The organism is Exobacillus caeni (genome assembly GCF_005747095.1).
Classification (GTDB): domain Bacteria; phylum Bacillota; class Bacilli; order Bacillales; family Guptibacillaceae; genus Exobacillus; species Exobacillus caeni.
The window spans coordinates 70,502-87,624 of record NZ_SWLG01000013.1 but is presented as its reverse complement, the minus strand read 5'-3'; the positions used below and the strand labels follow the sequence as shown (position 1 = coordinate 87,624).

The following is a 17,123-nucleotide window of genomic DNA, read 5'->3' as shown; positions in this document are numbered from 1 at the left end:
AAGGAGCTTTCGTTATGTCTCAGCCGGATATGATAAAAGAACTGCTTTTAGCACAGGACCAGGATGGAAAACTAAGCGAAAAACAGGTGAAAATTTTAGAAGCAGCGGTGGAAATTTTTTCTGAAAAAGGATATGCCGCAACTTCTACAAGCGAAATCGCTAAAAAGGCCGGTGTTGCTGAAGGAACCATTTTTCGCCATTATAAAACGAAAAAAGATTTGTTAATGTCGATTGTAACTCCAACACTTACGAAAGTGCTGGCTCCATTTATGGCCAGAGACTTTGTGAAAAAAGTTTTCGAGAACGACCATAACAGTTTTGAAGATTTTATACGGCTCCTAATAAAAAACAGGTACGAATTCGCCAAAAAGAACCTGCCGATCATCAAGATCTTCCTTCAGGAAATCGCCTTCCATGAAGAAATCAGGGAACAATACAAAGCGATTTTCAACGAGCAGGTTAAAAAGAAATTTTTCGCTATTATTGAACACTTTCAGGAAAAAGGAGAAATCACCGACCTCCCTCCTACCACTGTTATTCGATTGAGTATCACGACGGTGATCGGCCATTTGTTCACCCGGTTTATCGTCCTGCCAAACCAGGACTGGGATGACGAAGCCGAAATCGAGCGCACGATCGAATACATCATGAAAGGCCTTAGAAAGGATGAACGATAACCGTTCGTCCTTTTTTATGGTTTGCTTGATGACTATGAACCTCTTATAAATCGCTTCGAAGCTCTTATAAACTCCTCTGAAGCTCTTATAAATCCTTCTGAACTTCTTATAAACTGCTAAAAACCTCTTATAAGTCCATTTGAACATCCTATATACCGCATTGAACCTCTTATAAATCGCTACCCCCCACCCTCATTGATGCTTTTTTTATGTTATCCACATCTTCATTGGGGTCAGACCCCCCAATGGATTGTGGATATGATATCCCAATCCTGGAGGGGTCTGAGAAATAATTCAGTCTGGAGGCGGAGGTGAATTCCATCCAGGGCTCGTTAATGGCGTGCTGGCATTCCTCTAAACTTATAAGTAAGAAAACGACGAAGAATACGGGGGAATCAACGATGGATCAACTAAATAAAAAGGATACAATCTGGCAAAACAAAACGTTTATGAAGATGTTCACTGCTTATTCCATTTCTATTTTTGGCGACTGGTTTGATATTATTGCTATTTCGGTGCTGCTTGCTTACACGTGGAACTCAGACCCGCTGCTGATCGCTCTTGTACCGATCACATTTGCTTTGCCCGGAATACTACTCGGCTCTTTTGCAGGCGTACTTGCTGACAGGTGGAGAAAAGTCCATATAATGTTTTTTGCAGATATCATCAGCTCTGGTTTAACCCTGCTGCTCCTGATGGCTGATAACATTTACGCTGTGCTTCCGGTTCTCTTTTTAAGGTCAACTATCGGGCTGTTAAACATGCCGGCACAGCAGGCTTTGACCCGCAATGTAGTTACAGAAGAACAATTGCTTAAGGCGACTTCTATGAACCAGATCGTTAACCAGATGGCTAAAGTTGCAGGGCCGTTGCTGGGTGCCTTAGTACTCGCTGTCCTATCCCCGAAGCTATGTATCTTAATAAACGCGATCAGCAGTGTCATGTCGGCTTCTATCTTATTTACGCTTCGCAACATAAAAGAAAACGAAAAGCACACTGATCTTTTGAACGATGAACAAAAGCCAGGGTTCCGTGATTCCTGGAAAGAAGGATTCTCCTTTATCCTGCAAAGGAAGATCATTCTGTTCACAATGGCCTATTCCCTTATGGGCCTGATGGCCATTCAATTTGTCGACGGGCAGTTCGCAGTATTGTTTAGAGAAATCGCTCCCAACAGGCCGAGTTTGATAGGCTGGGTAATCGCGGCTTCGGGTCTCGGGGCAGTAATTTCTATGATGTGCATCAACCGCTTTAAAACAATAAAATACGGCTGGGCAATTGCCGGGGGAAACAGTCTGATCGGCATCTCGTTTGCAGGGATAGGATCACTTGGAGTAGGTGTACACGCCGCCTGGCCGATTTTATTGGGATTGCTCGCAGGATTGGGAAACGGAATCTGGATGGTTGCTTACAACTATCTCCTTCAGCAGGAATCCAGCAAAGAAATGGTAGGAAGAATCTTCGGGATACAAAACTCTCTTTCCAGCATAGTGTTCATCGTTGCCCCATTAAGCGGAGGTACACTGATCCACTTTATGGGACCCAGCCAGATTTTCCAGTGGCTTGGCATCAGTGTCTGCATCATAGGTGCGATCGGCCTGGTCTTCCAGCGTTACATCTGGGGGTCTGACCCCCTCAAAACTGTGGATAACTCCTTAATTGTTGATTAATAGATTGTGAGGGCTCTTCCCTGTCCAACCCCCGGGGAAGAGCCTTCTAATTTGTTTCTTTTAAATGTGTGTTAGAAAAATATTAAATGTTGTTGATTCAAGTATAAACTTGCTTCATTGCTAATATCATGCAAGTACACAGCTGAAACTGGCTGAAGGTATCGAAAATACTGGTATTCGCGCTGTTTGTCCCTGGCGTCCAGGTGTCCCTCATTATTTCAAGCAACTTTTACTAACCGGGAGGCGATATGATGTGGATTTTAACGATTTTCACTGGAACGGAACAGAAGATGTATGAGTTTCGAACAAAGGAAGAAGCGAAGGTTTTTGCCGCCTCAAAAAAAGGAAATAAGTTCATTTCACAAATTTGCTCTGCCTAAAAACAAAAAGGGCTGGCTTTCAAAGTGATTTCCGAGTAAGAAGTTTACTAGCTTCACACGGCACACTTTTTAGCCAGCCTTTTTTCTTCATCGAAGCCCCTTCCCTTTTATTTATCCACCATTCCTGGCCTGTTTTCCTCTGCCTCGATTTTATGTTTCAATATGCTTTAACTGCATTCGTTTCGCTTTATGCGTTTCAAAATCCCAGCCGGAAAGAAACGTTTGTGCTGCATGATAACCTGAGTTATAAAGAAATTCAATTTGATCAGCAGTTAAATCGAATTCGGTTGCTGTGATTCCGTCTGTGTAAATACGAACCGTACGTTCTTTGGTCCTTTCGTTTATATACCTGAGGTCATGTGCCTGCAGCATCGTCTTAAACATACTTTTAAACAGGTCGACCGGATTATTTATCTTAACGCCCTCACTATCGATCTCTTCTTTAACAAACCGGAAACCGAATGTCGGCCAGCGTGGACTCTCTTTATCAAAAATCCAGATCGGAAAGTTGCTCAGCAAACCGCCGTCCACAATATACGAGGTTCGCTTGCGTTTAGATTTCCAAATGACAGGGCGGAAGAAAAACGGGATGCTTGCACTCATTTTTACCGCAGTTGCTACCTTTAGATCTTTAGGCTCGAGATTATACTGTTCGAGATGATCTGGTAAGATAAGTAACCTCCCATTGGAAATATCCGAAGCAATGATTTTCAGCTTTCCTTCAGGTAAATCTGCAAAGGTACGGATCCCCTTTTTCTCGAGGAGTCCCTCAAGCCATCTTTCCAGGTTGTCACTATGGTATAAACCCAGATGAATAAAGAGTTCCAGGCCACTGCCAACAAAGGGTATCCGGTTTAATATCGTTTTTCCAAGGAATTCACTGTATTCGATTGAAGCCAGTATATTCTTCATTTCGGCTCCTGTATACCCGCTCGCAAGCAAAGCTGCTATGACAGCTCCAGCAGAAGTCCCGGCCAGGCGTTCCCACTCATAACCGTATTCTTCCATCGCTTCTACAGCTCCTGTAAAAGCGATCCCTCGTACACCGCCGCCTTCAAAAACAGCATCAGCTTTCATCGTTCACTCACCTCTTTCAGATGTAACACTCTCTTTTTAGTAAAAGTTCACGTATAAAACCAATTAACAACCCTATTAAATAAATTCAAGCTCGAATAACAATAATCCTACCCGTTCAAAAGTAAAAAGACCGGCAAAAGCCGATCTCCGTTTTAAAAAATGATATGGGCCATGATTACAATCACAGGCAACGTAATAATTGTTCTTAATAAGAAGATAACAATTAGATCTTTAAAGTTGACCGGAAGCTTGGAACCAAGCAGCAAGCCGCCGACTTCAGACATATAGATAAGCTGTGTAACAGACAGGCACGCGATAACGAAACGGGTGAGTTCACTTTCGATCTCGCTTCCGATTACTGCCGGTAAGAACATATCTGCAAATCCTACCACCATCGTTTGTGCAGCTTCTGCCGCTTCAGGGACCTGCATCACCGATAACAATGGGACAAATGGAGCTCCAACCCATTCGAATACCGGTGTTGTCTCCGCGATAATAACAGCCAGCGTTCCGAGAGCCATCACGATAGGAACAACACCGAGCCACATATCAAGTACGTTCTTCACTCCGCCTCTTGCAACTCCGGCAAAGCTTTTAACACTATGCGCATGTTCAGCTGCTTTTCTCCATCCGAATGAAAAAGCAGACATATTTTCCGGAATCGATTCATCAAGCTGCTTGTCAACGTCGCCATAGTAATTGTTTTCTTTCCGGGATAATGGCGGGATTCTCGGCATGATGATCGCTGCGATGAACCCTGCTAGAGCAATCGTTAAATAGTAAGGTCCAAAGTAAGCACCTAATTTCATAAAGTCTAGCACAACGATCGTAAAGGTAATCGATACTACTGAAAAAGTTGTTCCGATTACTGCTGCTTCACGCTTTGAATAAAAGCCGTCTTCATATTGCTTTGTCGTTAAGAGAACACCGATTGTTCCATCTCCAAGCCAGGAAGCAAGGCAATCGATAGATGACCTTCCCGGAAGAGTGAAGAGGGGTCTCATGATTTTTGTTAACAATGCGCCGGTCAATTCCAGCAATCCGAAATCTAACAATAACGGCAAAAACAATCCGGCAAATAAAAATACAGCAAAAAGTACAGGAAGCAGATCATATAATAATAATCCGCCTGTATTTGCAGACCAGACCCATTCTGGCCCAAGTTCAAACAATGTCATAACAGCAAAGACCATTCCTAAAACCCTGGCGATCATCCATAATGGTCCTACATTAAAAAGGGCATTAAAAAACGGGCTTCGGGGTTCTTTGACCTTTGCAATTAGCGTCCCGATTACAGTTATCGTTATCAAGCCTGTCACAATGTACGGGATCGAGCTGCCCAGTATTCCCTGTAATTCTCCAGCTAGAATGGCAACCGGGATAGTGGTTTCCCCATTGTACTGAATAGGAACCATGAATAAGAACATCCCGATTAAAGAAGGAATAATAAATTTTAAGTAATCTGAAGTAGAGTACGTGTTTTTCTGCATATTTCCCACCTTTTCACCTCTGTTAGTTCTTTGATGTTTAGAATACAATCACCTGCATTCTATTCTTTTACGCTACTATAAGTATTAAAAGAAAAATAAGATTAGTCAATATTGTCTGACTTTTAACAACCGCTTCGATTGTGGTGCCATTGAATTTAAATTCGCTTATCCTGTATTTCCCAGCAAACGAGCCCGGCTGTCTGTACTTCTTTATAAAATCCATTAAACAGCGGACGGGAATAATTATACTATGTTTATGAATTTTTATAACCAGGAAATTTTTTCTGATTTTTATAAGAGAACAGGCAGGCAAGCAATCTTTTTTAAATCCCCTTTTCCACGAAAAATAAAACCCTCTTTTTTAAAAGAAGGCAAATTTCATTTTTAAAATTCATCCCTAAAGAAAGTGGTTTAAATGTAGGGCTGTATTAGCAAACTCAGTTGCTATTTAAATAGAGGAGTGGTTGATTTTCGCTTCAGTATGCTCGCTTTCCGCGGGCGGGAGGATCTTTGTCGTAAAGCAAAAAAGAGGTCACCAGGTTCGTTATTTGTGAAAAAAGGTTATTTTTAAAAAATTATAGGACATCTGTGCCGTTATTTACCGGGAAAACGCCTATATTGATCTGATTTTGAGCAAATAGCGGAACATATGTCCTCATTCTTTTGAAAAGGGGGATTTTTACACAGATAACGGATTCAATGTCCTATAAATCTAAATCTCGGATTTCCAAGCATTCATCCATTGCCTGAGTTGCCTCTCTGTGCAAGCTGGCTATTGATGCCTTCGATACTCGGGATCCCTCGCTTGTTCCATTCAACTATTCACAGATGTTTGCTAAAAACCACCTATTGTGGTGAAGACTCTTTTTTTAAAAGGACTTTCATGTAGGAGTTATCGTTTATCGTTCGTTTTGTGCTGATGGAGATTCGATGACAGATGTGGGACGGAACTGTTGAATTCAGGGTGGAGTGATGATCGATCCGATAGATTTGGCTGGCAAATCCGGTCAGTGATCGCTATCTTCTATTTGCTTTAAGCATGTTTGTACGGAAAGGGAGGTTTCTCAACAGAATTGGAAAAAGCTCCTTATAACACTTCACAAAGGGATTGACTTAAAACAAGTGTCCGGCACCTCCAACGCGTTATCTGGATATTGCGTCAAACGGAGTGTGCCGGATACTAATTAAGCATTCCTTATTCTTTTTCAGCCAACCATGCTGCAAGATTCTGTGCTTTGTCGTCTTTTACAAGACCTGCAGGCATTCCATTGCCGCCTTCCTGGATCTTAGTCAATATTTCATCTTCTGAAAGCTTAGAGCCTACATTTTTAAGTGCCGGTCCGCTTACACCTTCTAAATTTCCACCATGACAGCCGGCACAGCTTTGCTGGAACACCTCTTCAGCCGCAGAAGCATCAACTGTTGTTGCTCCTCCATCACTATTTCCATTACTGCCAGTGTTATTAGAACTCGATTCCTCTGAACCGCCACAGGCAGTGAGTCCGATCGCAAGTGCAAGAGACATCGAAACCGTTAACAATTTCTTCATTGCTTCCCCTCCCAGTAATAGTCTTCATTTTCTATTTTAGGAAAAGGATGTCGAGCTAATCTGTGATATATGTCACCATATTTTAATAGTTTAAGTATTTTTCATCAGATTGACAAATTAACCTCTTAAGGCTACAAAAAAAGAACCGGCTTACTTAAAAGCCGGCCAAAATAAAAAGTATTAGGTTAAAGAGAGGTAGTAGTGAATGTTCTACCCAAGTATACTGCATGGTATCCGGTTAATTCTGTGACAAACCTCACAATTTATAAAAAAAATATAAAAAAACACCAACCGGATTTGATTGGTGCTTTCATAGACAGCTGGTTATTTTTCTGAAAGCCAGGAAGCAAGGTTCTCCGCTTTTTCCCCGCTTACTAGACCACCGGGCATTCCCCCGCCGCCATTCTTAATCTTTGTTAAAATTTCTTCTTTTGAAAGCCTTGATCCAACATCTTCTAATTTCGGTCCGTTCAACCCTTCAAGGTTTTTGCCATGGCAGCCGGCACAGCTCTGGTTATAAGTTTTCTGTGGCCCGGCCGCAGCAGGCCGCAGCAGAATCAGAATTTGACTCTCCTGAACCACCGCATGCAGTTAGAGATCCTGCAAGCATCATACTGGCAACTAATAATAATGGCTTCTTCATTCTTTATCCCCCTTGTATCAAATACCCAGCTAATTGTAATAGAAATGCTCATAAAAAGCTATGGTCTCTTCTCTTTGGTCTAAGTGGCGGGTGCCAGGCACCACAAATGGACAACTGTCCACGAGCGGTGCCTGGCACCCCCATATGGCACCCCCATAAAAAAGACTCCCGCAATCAACTTGCAGGAGCTAATCTCACCAGATTCTAGATACTTCGATCGCATAACTTTCGTCTGTTTCATTGTATTTTGTATTATAAGGGATCCCTTCTTCATCAAGCAGATTGACGACCTGTTGATACACCTCTTCCGGGACTGTTCCTTCCCCATATTTTATAATTTCATCTGCATAGGGCTGCGCTTTATTGACCATGCTACCACTCCCTTTATTCTAAGTAGATCTATGGTTCATCTTCCCTCCTATCCTTAACTAAAAACGTTAAAACCCGAATGAAAAAATCATTCATAAAACTAAAAGCTCTGCAAACAATATAACTGATTAAATGGAAGGAGAGGTATTGTGGAAGCAAACGAAAATATCATTCAGTTAGCAAACAAGCAGTTGGCAAATTGGAATGTACTTTATACAAAGTTACATAACTATCACTGGTATGTAAAAGGAAGCGATTTTTTCACCCTGCATGAAAAGTTCGAGGAGTTTTATACAGAAGCAGCCGGTTATATCGATGAAATCGCCGAACGGATTTTAACGATCAAGGGAAAGCCGCTTGCAACTTTAAAAGAGTACCTTGAAGCATCGACAATCCCTGAAGCGACCGGATCTGAAAATGCAAAGCAAATGGTTTCGAGCCTTGCTGGGGACTTCAGAACTCTCATTTCGGAAACATCCGAGCTTATTGAAGCTGCCGAGGATACCGCTGATGTCCCGACCGCTGATATGTTTATCGGGATTAGAACATCACTTGAACAACATACCTGGATGCTTACAGCTTACCTCGGGTAGTAAACGACAATGATTAGAAGATCCACAAGTGGTACAGCAACTGTGCTTCACCCAACATGTCCTTCATCCACTCACCGTTTCGCCTCTCCTGGCTTACATAGGATCAGACTCTTTTTATTATCGGAGGAACAATGTTGGATATTCGAGTGATGTGCTTCAACATTCATCATGGCGTCGGAACAGATAGAAGATATGACCTACAACGGATCAAACAGGTTATTAAAAACAGCGGTGCAGATCTTGTCGGTCTAAACGAGGTAGACAGGCACTTTTCCAGTCGAAGCGATTACCAGGACCAACTGAAGGAACTCGCCAACGACCTTGACTATCACTGGGCATTTTCTCCTTCTATCAACAGGGAAAAGGCTTCCTATCCGATCTGCCAATACGGAAACGTACTGTTATCAAAGTATCCAGTCATTGACCAGCAATCGCATTCCATAAATTTGCTAAATGGAATCGCTGAGAAAAGGTCATTGCTTCATGCGATTGTGCAAATGAATAATTTTCAGCTAAACGCCTTCGTAACCCATTTAACGATGGTACCTTTTCTTCATCGGAAACAAACAGACTTTGTGTGGAAGCATACGAGTCCTTCCCTTTTGCCTTCCGTTATCTTTGGAGACTGGAATATGATGAGCGGGTCAAAGAGCTGGAGAAAAATGGCCGGTTCTTATAACGATGCATGGGCTTTTGCTGGAAAAGGAAACGGAAAAACACATCCTTCCATGAAACCGAAAATCCGGCTAGATTACCTCTTTGTAAGCGCTCATTTTCATATTATATCGTGCGAGGTTTTAAAAAAAGCGGCCTGTGCATCTGATCATCTGCCAGTCGTATGCGATCTTCGAATCAAATGAACTCGATTAAGATAAATAATCTCGGTTGCTTCCACTAATACTAATGACCAGGACAAATATTAGGAGTGACAACATGAAGTGGGTTATTTCAATTGCGATTATTGTAATTTTATTTTTTTTGTTCCGTTATCTGCTGGGAACGCAGGGTTTAAGGAAACCACCTCGTGCTGAGCCGGGATCAAGCAAACCGGTAGTAGTGCTTGTTGTTGATTCATTAATGGATAAACCGCTCCAGAAGTTAATAAAAAGCGGCCAGGTACCTGCCTTCGAATTCTTCTATAAGAATGCAAACTATTACCAGCCTGAAATGGTAGCTTCTTATCCAAGCATGTCTGTTTCAATGGACAGTACCCTTTTAACCGGCACTTATCCAGATCAGCATAAAATTCCTGCGCTTAACTGGTATAACGTAGACCAAAAAAAAGTGATCAACTACGGAACATCAAGCAAAGAAGTTCTTACAGTAGGTCTCAAACAGGTTTTAGAGGATAGCATTTATCATTTAAGTAATCAGCATCTCTCTGATAATGTCACTACTATCCATGAAAAATTACATTCCGAGGGTAACCAGAGCGCTTCGTTAAATGCTCTGGTATACAGGGGAAGCGAAACACAGACACTTTTTAACCCAAGGATCACGTCATTGTTTAATCTATTGCCTGAAAAGAAAACAGTTAGCGGGCCTGGTTACCTGTCATTTGGAAAACTTTCTTATTATAATGCAGAAAACAAGAAAAATGCGGGCATCTTTAAGGATCTAGGCTTTAACAACACTTTCACTGCACAAGAGCTTAAATATTTGATCGAAAATAAAACATTGCCTTCGTATACCATCGCTTACTTTCCTGATAATGATCATACAATTCACAAGAACGGCCCCTCAGATGTAAAAGGGATAAAACAAACAGACCAGGCGCTTCAAACAGTCCTAAATGCCTTCACTTCATCTGAAGAAGCTTTAGAAAGTGTAACATGGATCATAATGGGTGACGGAGGACAAACCCCGATAGGCAGCGATAAAAAGGAAGCACTGATTCCTTTGCGTCCCTTGCTGAGCCAGTATCAAATAACCAAAACAGGTGAAAAAGTGAAGCAGGATGATGAAATCGTACTTGCGGTAAACGAGAGGATGGCTTACATCTATTCATTGGATGAAAATATACCCTTAAACGAAATCGCTGACACGGTGCTGGGAGATAGCAGGATTGACTTTGCGGCATATAAAGAAAATAATTTTATACGAGTAAAAAAGAATGGTCACAATCAAAGCCTGTTATTCGGACACAAAGGAAAATTCAAGGATGAATACGGTCAACAATGGACTATTGAAGGTTCCTTAAACGTTCTTGATTTAACAACTGATTCTGAAAATAACGTAACATATGGACGATACCCGGACGCTCTTGCAAGGTTATATGGCGCCATCAACTCTCACCCAGGAAGGTTTCTTGCAATAGACGCCAAACCCGGTCATGAATTTGTCGATGAAAAGTCTCCTACACACGTTGGCGGCGCGTCACACGGTGCACTATTTAAGGATGAATCCGTTGCACCTATGATCATAGTCGGCACTGAATTAAAGCCTAAAACAAATCGGCATGTTGATCTGAAAGAGTTTTTACTTAAGATACTGCTTGAAAAAACTGATTAATTTTTATAAAGCACTTTCAGGAGTGCTTTTTTATTTTTGCATACACTAATATCTCTTCTTTTACTTAAGATAGGAATAACTAATATGAGAAGAGGGAATGTCATGCATGAGTTCGATCCTGCAAAGTTGACAGTCGAATTCCGTTCAGGTGTATCACTCGAAAGTCCGTTAGCTGGCCGAAAATACACGCTTACCCACTCCGACCAAACAGGACAGCTTTTTCTGACTATCGCACCATACTTTGCAGAAGACAAAATCGATAAGAAGTCAAGGGATGAAGTACTGGCAGAATGGTGCATATTAAATGGTAAATTTGTATTGTTTTGTTATTGTTATATAGGAGGGGTTGAAATGGGTGAAACTGCCGCAGCGCTCCGCTTTGATATTTTCCAAAAGGAACTCCCCCTTGCCTTAAAAGCCATTCGTTACGGAGACAGTGGACTTTTCCTTTCAAATCCAGAGCTCGATTTTGCGACCATCCTGATTAGATTCGAGTCGGCATTTCCGCAATATAGGATGGTGCAATACTGGGGACAGCCTGCTGATTACAGGTAGCTTATTTTACAGGTCTAAAAGTAGTAAAGAAAACAGATATTAATCCAGGGAGGTTTGTCATGGAGAGTAAATCCAACATTGTATTCTGGTTTTCCGCAATTATTATTACCCTATTTGTTATTTGGGCTGCTGTTTCTCCTGAATCACTGGGGAATAACGCATCAGCCGTTTTTGACTTCACCACAAAAGCATTCGGATGGTTCTATCTTCTTGCCGTGTTATTTTTTGTGTTATTTTGTTTTTATCTTGCATTCAGCCGCTTTGGAAAAGTCAGGCTGGGAAAGGACAGCGACAGGCCTGAGTATTCCTTTTTCACGTGGATAGGCATGTTGTTTAGTGCGGGCTTTGGTGTGGGCCTCGTTTTTTGGGGAGTGGCAGAGCCGATGCAGCACTATTTTGCCCCGCCTCTTGGTGCCCCGTCTCAAACTACTGAATCAGCCCAGGTAGCGATGCGATATTCTTTTTTTCACTGGGGAATCCACCAATGGTCAGTTTTCACCATCGTAGGGCTCGCCATCGCATACTACCAGTTTAGAAAAGGAGTTCCAAGCTTAATCAGTAATACATTCAACCCATTGATCGGGGATAAGGGGAAGAATTACTTAAGGAAGCCGATCGATATTTTAGCGGTAATCGCTACAGTAACTGGTGTTGCGACGTCACTCGGCATGGGTATTCTCCAAATCAACGGTGGATTGAACCACGTTTTCGGCATCCCGAACAACGCTGTTTATCAGTTGATCATCACCTTTGTTCTGCTGGTGCTTTACTTATCCTCCTCAACTACTGGTCTTAACAAGGGGATCAAGTATCTTAGTAATCTTAACTTAAGCCTGGCACTGGGACTGTTGTTATTTGTTTTCATAGTGGGCCCGACTGTGTTTATTTTGGACAGCTTCACGCTTGCCCTCGGCCAATATATCCAGCGCTTTTTTGAAATGAGCCTGAGGCTTACTCCTTACGGCGGCGGCACCTGGGTTCGTGATTGGACAATCTTTTACTGGGCGTGGGTTATCGCCTGGTCACCGTTCGTTGGCGCTTTCATCGCGAGGGTTTCAAGAGGAAGAACGATACGCGAGTTCGTTTTTGGCGTTTTAATCGTCCCGCCTTTCATCGCGATCGTATGGCTTGCAGTATTCGGTGGTTCTGCGCTTCATCTTGACATGTTTGAAAACACCGCTATTGCAGAAGCCGTGCAAAATGACGTCACAGTAGCTCTGTTCGCTATGTTTGAGCACTTTCCGTTCAGTTTCGTTCTATCTATACTATCAATGTTGTTGATCTTCACATTTCTTGTGACTTCAGCTGACTCCGCAACATACGTATTGGGGATGATGACACAGAACGGAAAACTTAATCCGAGTATGATGGTAAAAATAATCTGGGGAGTATTAATTGCAGCAATCGCAGCTGTTCTTATTATCAGCAGTGGATTACAGGGGCTTCAAACCGCGTCACTTGTCGCAGCACTCCCTTTTACATTTATTTTGATAATCATGTGTATCGCTCTCTTTAAAGCATTAAGACAGGACCATAGGAAACAAAAAGTGAAATAAAAACGAAGAGCCGCTTAACTGGCGGCTTTTCATATGCCTTAAACTTTCCTAAAGAACGATTATTTCAAAAAATATTTCTGCTAGATTCTTCCCTCCACTGACCTCTACAACCGCCTAGGCATATAGATGCACATCTATCAAAACCCCTTCCAGTTAAAATAAAGTTCTCTAGTAATACAAACTTCCTCATAACCCGCTCTGCAACCAAGTTCCAATCAATTTATAAGGTTGCACAATTGCCAGAAGATGAGTTTTCCATTCTATAAAACATACCTTCTTGCCTACATCATTTTTCTCAATTTCTTTTACAAATCTCTTACATTCCATTAATTGTAGATTAAAAGTTTCAGAGTAGAATTCTAGTTGTGTTAGAATTCAACAAATCTAAGGAGGAAATCACTTTGTTCAACAAAAAATTAGGGAAAAAACTTTTACCATTCGCGGTCGTTTCTTCACTTGCAGTTGGTAGTCTTGCAGGAGGCAACCCTGGAGTCGAAGCAAAATCGGACAATCAAGACCAGGCGAAGATCAAGAACGTTATCTTCTTAATCGGTGACGGAATGGGACCTTCATACAATACTGCATACCGTTCTTTTAAAGATGATAAGTCTACTCCTTACATGGAAAAAACAGCTTTTGATAAATATTTAGTAGGAATGCAAGAAACCTATTCCTGGGATAAAGAAGAAAGTGTAACAGATTCAGCTGCTGCAGCAACTTCCATGGCTGCCGGAATCAAAACATACAATGGTGCAATTTCCGTTGACATGGAAAAACAAGAAGTGAAAACCGTACTGGAAGAAGCGAAAGAAAACGGAAAAGCTACCGGATTAGTAGCGACTTCCCAAATCAACCATGCGACACCAGCATCATTCGGTGCACATGATGAATCCCGCCACAACTATAATGATATTGCCGATGACTACTTTGATGAAATGGTTAACGGTGAACATAAGGTTGATGTTCTTCTTGGTGGTGGTACTTCTTACTTCGAACGTGCTGACCGCAACCTGGCTGAAGATTTCGAAAAAGATGGTTTCAGCTATGTAAAAACGAAAGAAGAGCTTTTGAATGACGATAACGAGCAAATCTTAGGATTATTTGCACCAAAAGGAATGGACAAAGCGATTGACCGCACAGAGGATGTTCCTTCTTTAGAAGAAATGACTGATGCTGCACTTGACCGCTTGAGCCAGGACAAAGATGGATTCTTCTTAATGGTAGAAGGAAGCCAGATCGACTGGGCGGGCCATGACAATGATGCAGTAGCTGCTATGAGTGAAATGAAAGACTTCGAGCAGGCATTTGAGCGTGCGATCGAATTCGCGAAAAAGGACAAGCATACACTTGTTATCACAACCGCTGACCACTCTACTGGCGGATTTGCAATGGGGCGTGACGGAGAATACAAGTGGGATCCAGCTCCTTTAAAAGCTGCGAAACGTACGCCTGATTTCATGGCATCTCAAATCGCAGACGGTGCTGATGTGGAAGAAACACTTGCGAAATACATTGACCTTGACCTAACAGCTGAGGAAATCCAGGGTGTTAAAGACGCAGCTGCAACTGGTAAAACAGTTGATATCGACAATGCGATCGAGCGTATCTTTGACCTTCGCTCCGGCACAGGCTGGACTACTGGCGGACACACTGGCGTTGACGTAAACGTATATGCATACGGTCCTCAGTCCGATAAGTTCATCGGTCTCCAGGACAACAATGAAACAGGACAAAAAGTGATGGAACTCCTAAACAACATAAGAAAGAACAAGTAATTGTACCATCCCGTTGCCGATAAACGGCAACGGGACTTTTATGAAACAAGCCTTATCAAGGAGGGTACTTGATGAAGTATTTGTTAATTATTTTATTAGCATTTTCTTTTACAGCAGGATGCTCAAACAACATGGATGATTCCGGGTCTGCTCCGGTTGATAATAATACCGAGAAGAAAGACGAAACAATTAATAAAGACCAGCCCGATCAAAAAAGCAAGAGAAACAACCAATATGTGGATAACCCTCAGGCTCCTGATACTCGTTCATTAAATGAAATCGGCCAGACCTTTGAAGATGAAGATGGTGTAGTTACGTTAGAAGCTATCTCCGCACATGATAACACCCACTTGATCGGCCCGGTCGAACTTACAGTTAAAGATATCAAAGTGATGAATTATTCTCCTTCACCGGATCTGATCGATTATTTTCACGGTTTTACACATAATGAAGAAAATTTTAACTATGTAAAAATCGATGTAACAATCCGAAACACATCTGAAAAGGCAATCAATTTCGCTCCTATCTCCTATTTAGAAACAAATCAAGGCGAGAAAAAAGGATTTAAAGATGACTTTTATTTAGAAAGCCTATACGGTGACCTCTCTCCTAACGAGGAAAAAACTGGAGAACTGGGATTTGTTTTAGATAAAACCAATATAAAAGATTTAAACAGCATCACCATCACAACCAGTGATGTATTCGGGAAAGAAAAAAACTCCCTGCATAAGGGGCAGAAAATAAATATTGAGTTCTAAGCCACAGGCTCTTTTTTGAGGAGCCTGTTTTGTTTTGACAAACCAGCAATAATTTTCGTTAACCTCCCTTTGAAAGTTGCTTTTTAGCATCAAACCGCTTTATCGGTTATGCAGATACCCTTCTCTCCGTCCATTGCGCACACATATGATGCAGAATAATGTGCGATAATTCGTTCTTTTCTAAATTCACTCCATTCTCCCCTTGAACAAAAGACATGTAAAACTTTATAATGTTTAGAAGGATTTTGACTGGTTTTGAAAAAGTAGTTAGATAGACATTAATGAGGGAGATGAAGAGCTTGAAACAACTTTTTGAAAGACTAGAAAACTTGTATGATGAAATGGTTGATATTAGAAGGCACCTTCACGAAAACCCGGAGCTTTCATTCCATGAAGTTAATACACCAAAGTATATTGCTGAGTACCACCGTAATCTGGGACATGAAGTGCGTACTGAGGTTGGCGGACGTGGAGTCGTAGCGAAGCTGATTGGCGGTAAGCCTGGCAAAACAGTCGCATTAAGAGCGGATTTCGATGCGCTGCCGATTCAGGAGGAACGTGATGTTCCATACAAATCAAAAGTGGATGGAATCATGCACGCCTGCGGCCATGATGGCCATACAGCTACATTGTTAGTCCTTGCTAAAGTGTTGAACAGTATGAAAGAAGACCTGGAAGGCACGATCGTTTTTATCCATCAATTCGCTGAAGAACAATCCCCCGGCGGAGCGATCGAAATGATTGAAGACGGCTGCCTTGATGGAGTCGATGTAATTTTCGGAACACATCTATGGGCGACACTCCCTACTGGTGAAGTTCACTACCGCTCTGGCGCATTCATGGCGGCTGCGGATGAGTTTAGAATTACAATCCAGGGACAGGGCGGCCATGGAGCTCAGCCCCATTTGACAAAAGATGCGATCGTTATCGGTTCCCAATTAGTGACAAACCTGCAGCAGCTAGTAAGCCGCAGGGTCAATCCGCTTCACTCTGCAGTCCTTTCTGTCGGTGCATTCGAAGCAAAAAACGCATTCAATGTTATCGCTGATACTGCGAAATTAACAGGAACGGTCCGGACTTTCCGTGAAGATACGCGTGATTTAATGGAGAGAGAAATGGAACGGGTAACACAAGGAACCTGCCTTGGAGCGGATGCTTCTTATACGTTCGATTTTATTAGGGGTTATCCTGCTGTTATGAACCATGAACAAGAAACAATGTTTCTAGCAGAGGTCGCAAAAGACGTTCCGGGAGTTGAAAATGTTAAGGAAACCGAACCGGAAATGGGCGGCGAAGATTTTGCCTATTACCTGCAGCATGTTCCAGGGACTTTCTTCTTCACTGGCGCAAAAGATCCAGAGTGGGAAATCGTATACCCCCACCACCATCCAAAGTTTTCCATCAACGAAAAAGCGATGCTGATCGCAGCTAAAACACTGGGAGCTGCATCATTAACTTATCTTAATCGAAAAACAACCGAAACAAAAGCAGCTGTTAATGCTAATTAATAAATACCAATG

17 protein-coding genes are annotated in these 17,123 nt (G+C 42.1%); 11 read left to right on the top strand and 6 right to left on the bottom strand.

Translation table 11 applies throughout. The features are described 5' to 3' along the window. The first annotated feature begins 14 nt into the window (after positions 1-14). The 3 genes from FCL54_RS17185 (at position 15) to FCL54_RS24670 (ending at position 2,727) form a co-directional block, all read left to right on the top strand. Positions 15-677 carry a TetR/AcrR family transcriptional regulator gene (locus FCL54_RS17185; RefSeq protein ID WP_138128094.1) on the top strand — a complete coding sequence of 221 codons (663 nt, stop codon included), beginning with the start codon at positions 15-17 and terminating at the stop codon, positions 675-677. 401 nt (positions 678-1,078) lie between these two features. Beyond that, a complete protein-coding gene (locus FCL54_RS17180; protein ID WP_171016898.1) occupies positions 1,079-2,347 on the top strand; it encodes an MFS transporter in 1,269 nt (422 codons plus the stop codon). A 251-nt stretch (positions 2,348-2,598) separates the two neighbouring features. Continuing rightward, a complete protein-coding gene (locus tag FCL54_RS24670) occupies positions 2,599-2,727 on the top strand; it encodes a hypothetical protein (protein ID WP_281281389.1) in 129 nt (42 codons plus the stop codon). A gap of 150 nt (positions 2,728-2,877) precedes the next feature. Here the strand turns inward: FCL54_RS24670 and FCL54_RS17175 are convergent, their stop codons facing one another. From FCL54_RS17175 to FCL54_RS24100, 6 genes are all read right to left on the bottom strand, one after another. Continuing rightward, on the bottom strand, positions 2,878-3,804 hold the full coding sequence (locus FCL54_RS17175) for a patatin-like phospholipase family protein (protein ID WP_138128026.1): 927 nt from the start codon (positions 3,802-3,804) through the stop codon (positions 2,878-2,880). A 152-nt stretch (positions 3,805-3,956) separates the two neighbouring features. Next, entirely contained in the window at positions 3,957-5,294 is a 1,338-nt protein-coding gene (locus FCL54_RS17170) for a YjiH family protein (protein ID WP_138128024.1), read from the bottom strand. Positions 5,295-6,489: 1,195 nt separating this feature from the next. Next, positions 6,490-6,843 (bottom strand): cytochrome c551, encoded by a 354-nt coding sequence (gene cccB, locus FCL54_RS17165; protein WP_138128022.1) that lies wholly within the window; start codon positions 6,841-6,843, stop codon positions 6,490-6,492. A gap of 324 nt (positions 6,844-7,167) precedes the next feature. Further along, positions 7,168-7,395, bottom strand: coding sequence for a c-type cytochrome (locus FCL54_RS17160; RefSeq protein ID WP_246055331.1), 228 nt, complete (start codon positions 7,393-7,395; stop codon positions 7,168-7,170). Next, positions 7,358-7,486 carry a hypothetical protein gene (locus FCL54_RS24665; protein ID WP_281281388.1) on the bottom strand — a complete coding sequence of 43 codons (129 nt, stop codon included), beginning with the start codon at positions 7,484-7,486 and terminating at the stop codon, positions 7,358-7,360. The genes FCL54_RS17160 and FCL54_RS24665 overlap by 38 nt, the downstream gene beginning before the upstream one ends. A gap of 194 nt (positions 7,487-7,680) precedes the next feature. Beyond that, entirely contained in the window at positions 7,681-7,857 is a 177-nt protein-coding gene (locus FCL54_RS24100) for a hypothetical protein (RefSeq protein WP_171016897.1), read from the bottom strand. 147 nt (positions 7,858-8,004) lie between these two features. Between FCL54_RS24100 and FCL54_RS17155 the strand changes: the two genes are divergently transcribed. From FCL54_RS17155 to FCL54_RS17120, 8 genes are all read left to right on the top strand, one after another. Continuing rightward, positions 8,005-8,448, top strand: a complete 444-nt coding sequence (locus FCL54_RS17155) for a Dps family protein (protein ID WP_138128020.1) — start codon at positions 8,005-8,007, stop codon at positions 8,446-8,448. Between the two features lie 134 nt (positions 8,449-8,582). Next, on the top strand, positions 8,583-9,308 hold the full coding sequence (locus FCL54_RS17150; protein WP_171016896.1) for an endonuclease/exonuclease/phosphatase family protein: 726 nt from the start codon (positions 8,583-8,585) through the stop codon (positions 9,306-9,308). 73 nt (positions 9,309-9,381) lie between these two features. Continuing rightward, the gene (locus FCL54_RS17145; RefSeq protein WP_138128016.1) at positions 9,382-10,959 is read left to right on the top strand and encodes an alkaline phosphatase family protein; all 1,578 of its coding nucleotides are present in this window, start codon (positions 9,382-9,384) and stop codon (positions 10,957-10,959) included. A gap of 84 nt (positions 10,960-11,043) precedes the next feature. Beyond that, entirely contained in the window at positions 11,044-11,514 is a 471-nt protein-coding gene (locus FCL54_RS17140; RefSeq protein WP_246055326.1) for a staygreen family protein, read from the top strand. Positions 11,515-11,573: 59 nt separating this feature from the next. Then, entirely contained in the window at positions 11,574-13,070 is a 1,497-nt protein-coding gene (locus FCL54_RS17135) for a glycine betaine uptake BCCT transporter (RefSeq protein ID WP_138128014.1), read from the top strand. A gap of 401 nt (positions 13,071-13,471) precedes the next feature. After that, positions 13,472-14,845, top strand: a complete 1,374-nt coding sequence (locus tag FCL54_RS17130) for an alkaline phosphatase (protein ID WP_138128012.1) — start codon at positions 13,472-13,474, stop codon at positions 14,843-14,845. A 71-nt stretch (positions 14,846-14,916) separates the two neighbouring features. Next, the gene (locus tag FCL54_RS17125; protein WP_138128010.1) at positions 14,917-15,603 is read left to right on the top strand and encodes a DUF4352 domain-containing protein; all 687 of its coding nucleotides are present in this window, start codon (positions 14,917-14,919) and stop codon (positions 15,601-15,603) included. A gap of 290 nt (positions 15,604-15,893) precedes the next feature. Further along, entirely contained in the window at positions 15,894-17,111 is a 1,218-nt protein-coding gene (locus tag FCL54_RS17120; RefSeq protein WP_138128008.1) for a M20 family metallopeptidase, read from the top strand. Positions 17,112-17,123: the final 12 nt, after the last annotated feature.

Bases quoted from the DNA above. Each gene is read 5' to 3' on its own strand.
- FCL54_RS24665 (WP_281281388.1), bottom strand. From the start codon at position 7,486: ATGAAGAAGCCATTATTATTAGTTGCCAGTATGATGCTTGCAGGATCT.
- FCL54_RS17180 (WP_171016898.1), top strand. From the start codon at position 1,079: ATGGATCAACTAAATAAAAAGGATACAATCTGGCAAAACAAAACGTTT.
- FCL54_RS17185 (WP_138128094.1), top strand. From the start codon at position 15: ATGTCTCAGCCGGATATGATAAAAGAACTGCTTTTAGCACAGGACCAG.
- FCL54_RS17125 (WP_138128010.1), top strand. From the start codon at position 14,917: ATGAAGTATTTGTTAATTATTTTATTAGCATTTTCTTTTACAGCAGGA.
- FCL54_RS17145 (WP_138128016.1), top strand. From the start codon at position 9,382: ATGAAGTGGGTTATTTCAATTGCGATTATTGTAATTTTATTTTTTTTG.
- cccB (WP_138128022.1), bottom strand. From the start codon at position 6,843: ATGAAGAAATTGTTAACGGTTTCGATGTCTCTTGCACTTGCGATCGGA.
- FCL54_RS17175 (WP_138128026.1), bottom strand. From the start codon at position 3,804: ATGAAAGCTGATGCTGTTTTTGAAGGCGGCGGTGTACGAGGGATCGCT.
- FCL54_RS24100 (WP_171016897.1), bottom strand. From the start codon at position 7,857: ATGGTCAATAAAGCGCAGCCCTATGCAGATGAAATTATAAAATATGGG.
- FCL54_RS17170 (WP_138128024.1), bottom strand. From the start codon at position 5,294: ATGCAGAAAAACACGTACTCTACTTCAGATTACTTAAAATTTATTATT.
- FCL54_RS17120 (WP_138128008.1), top strand. From the start codon at position 15,894: ATGAAGAGCTTGAAACAACTTTTTGAAAGACTAGAAAACTTGTATGAT.
- FCL54_RS17135 (WP_138128014.1), top strand. From the start codon at position 11,574: ATGGAGAGTAAATCCAACATTGTATTCTGGTTTTCCGCAATTATTATT.
- FCL54_RS17140 (WP_246055326.1), top strand. From the start codon at position 11,044: ATGAGAAGAGGGAATGTCATGCATGAGTTCGATCCTGCAAAGTTGACA.
- FCL54_RS24670 (WP_281281389.1), top strand. From the start codon at position 2,599: ATGTGGATTTTAACGATTTTCACTGGAACGGAACAGAAGATGTATGAG.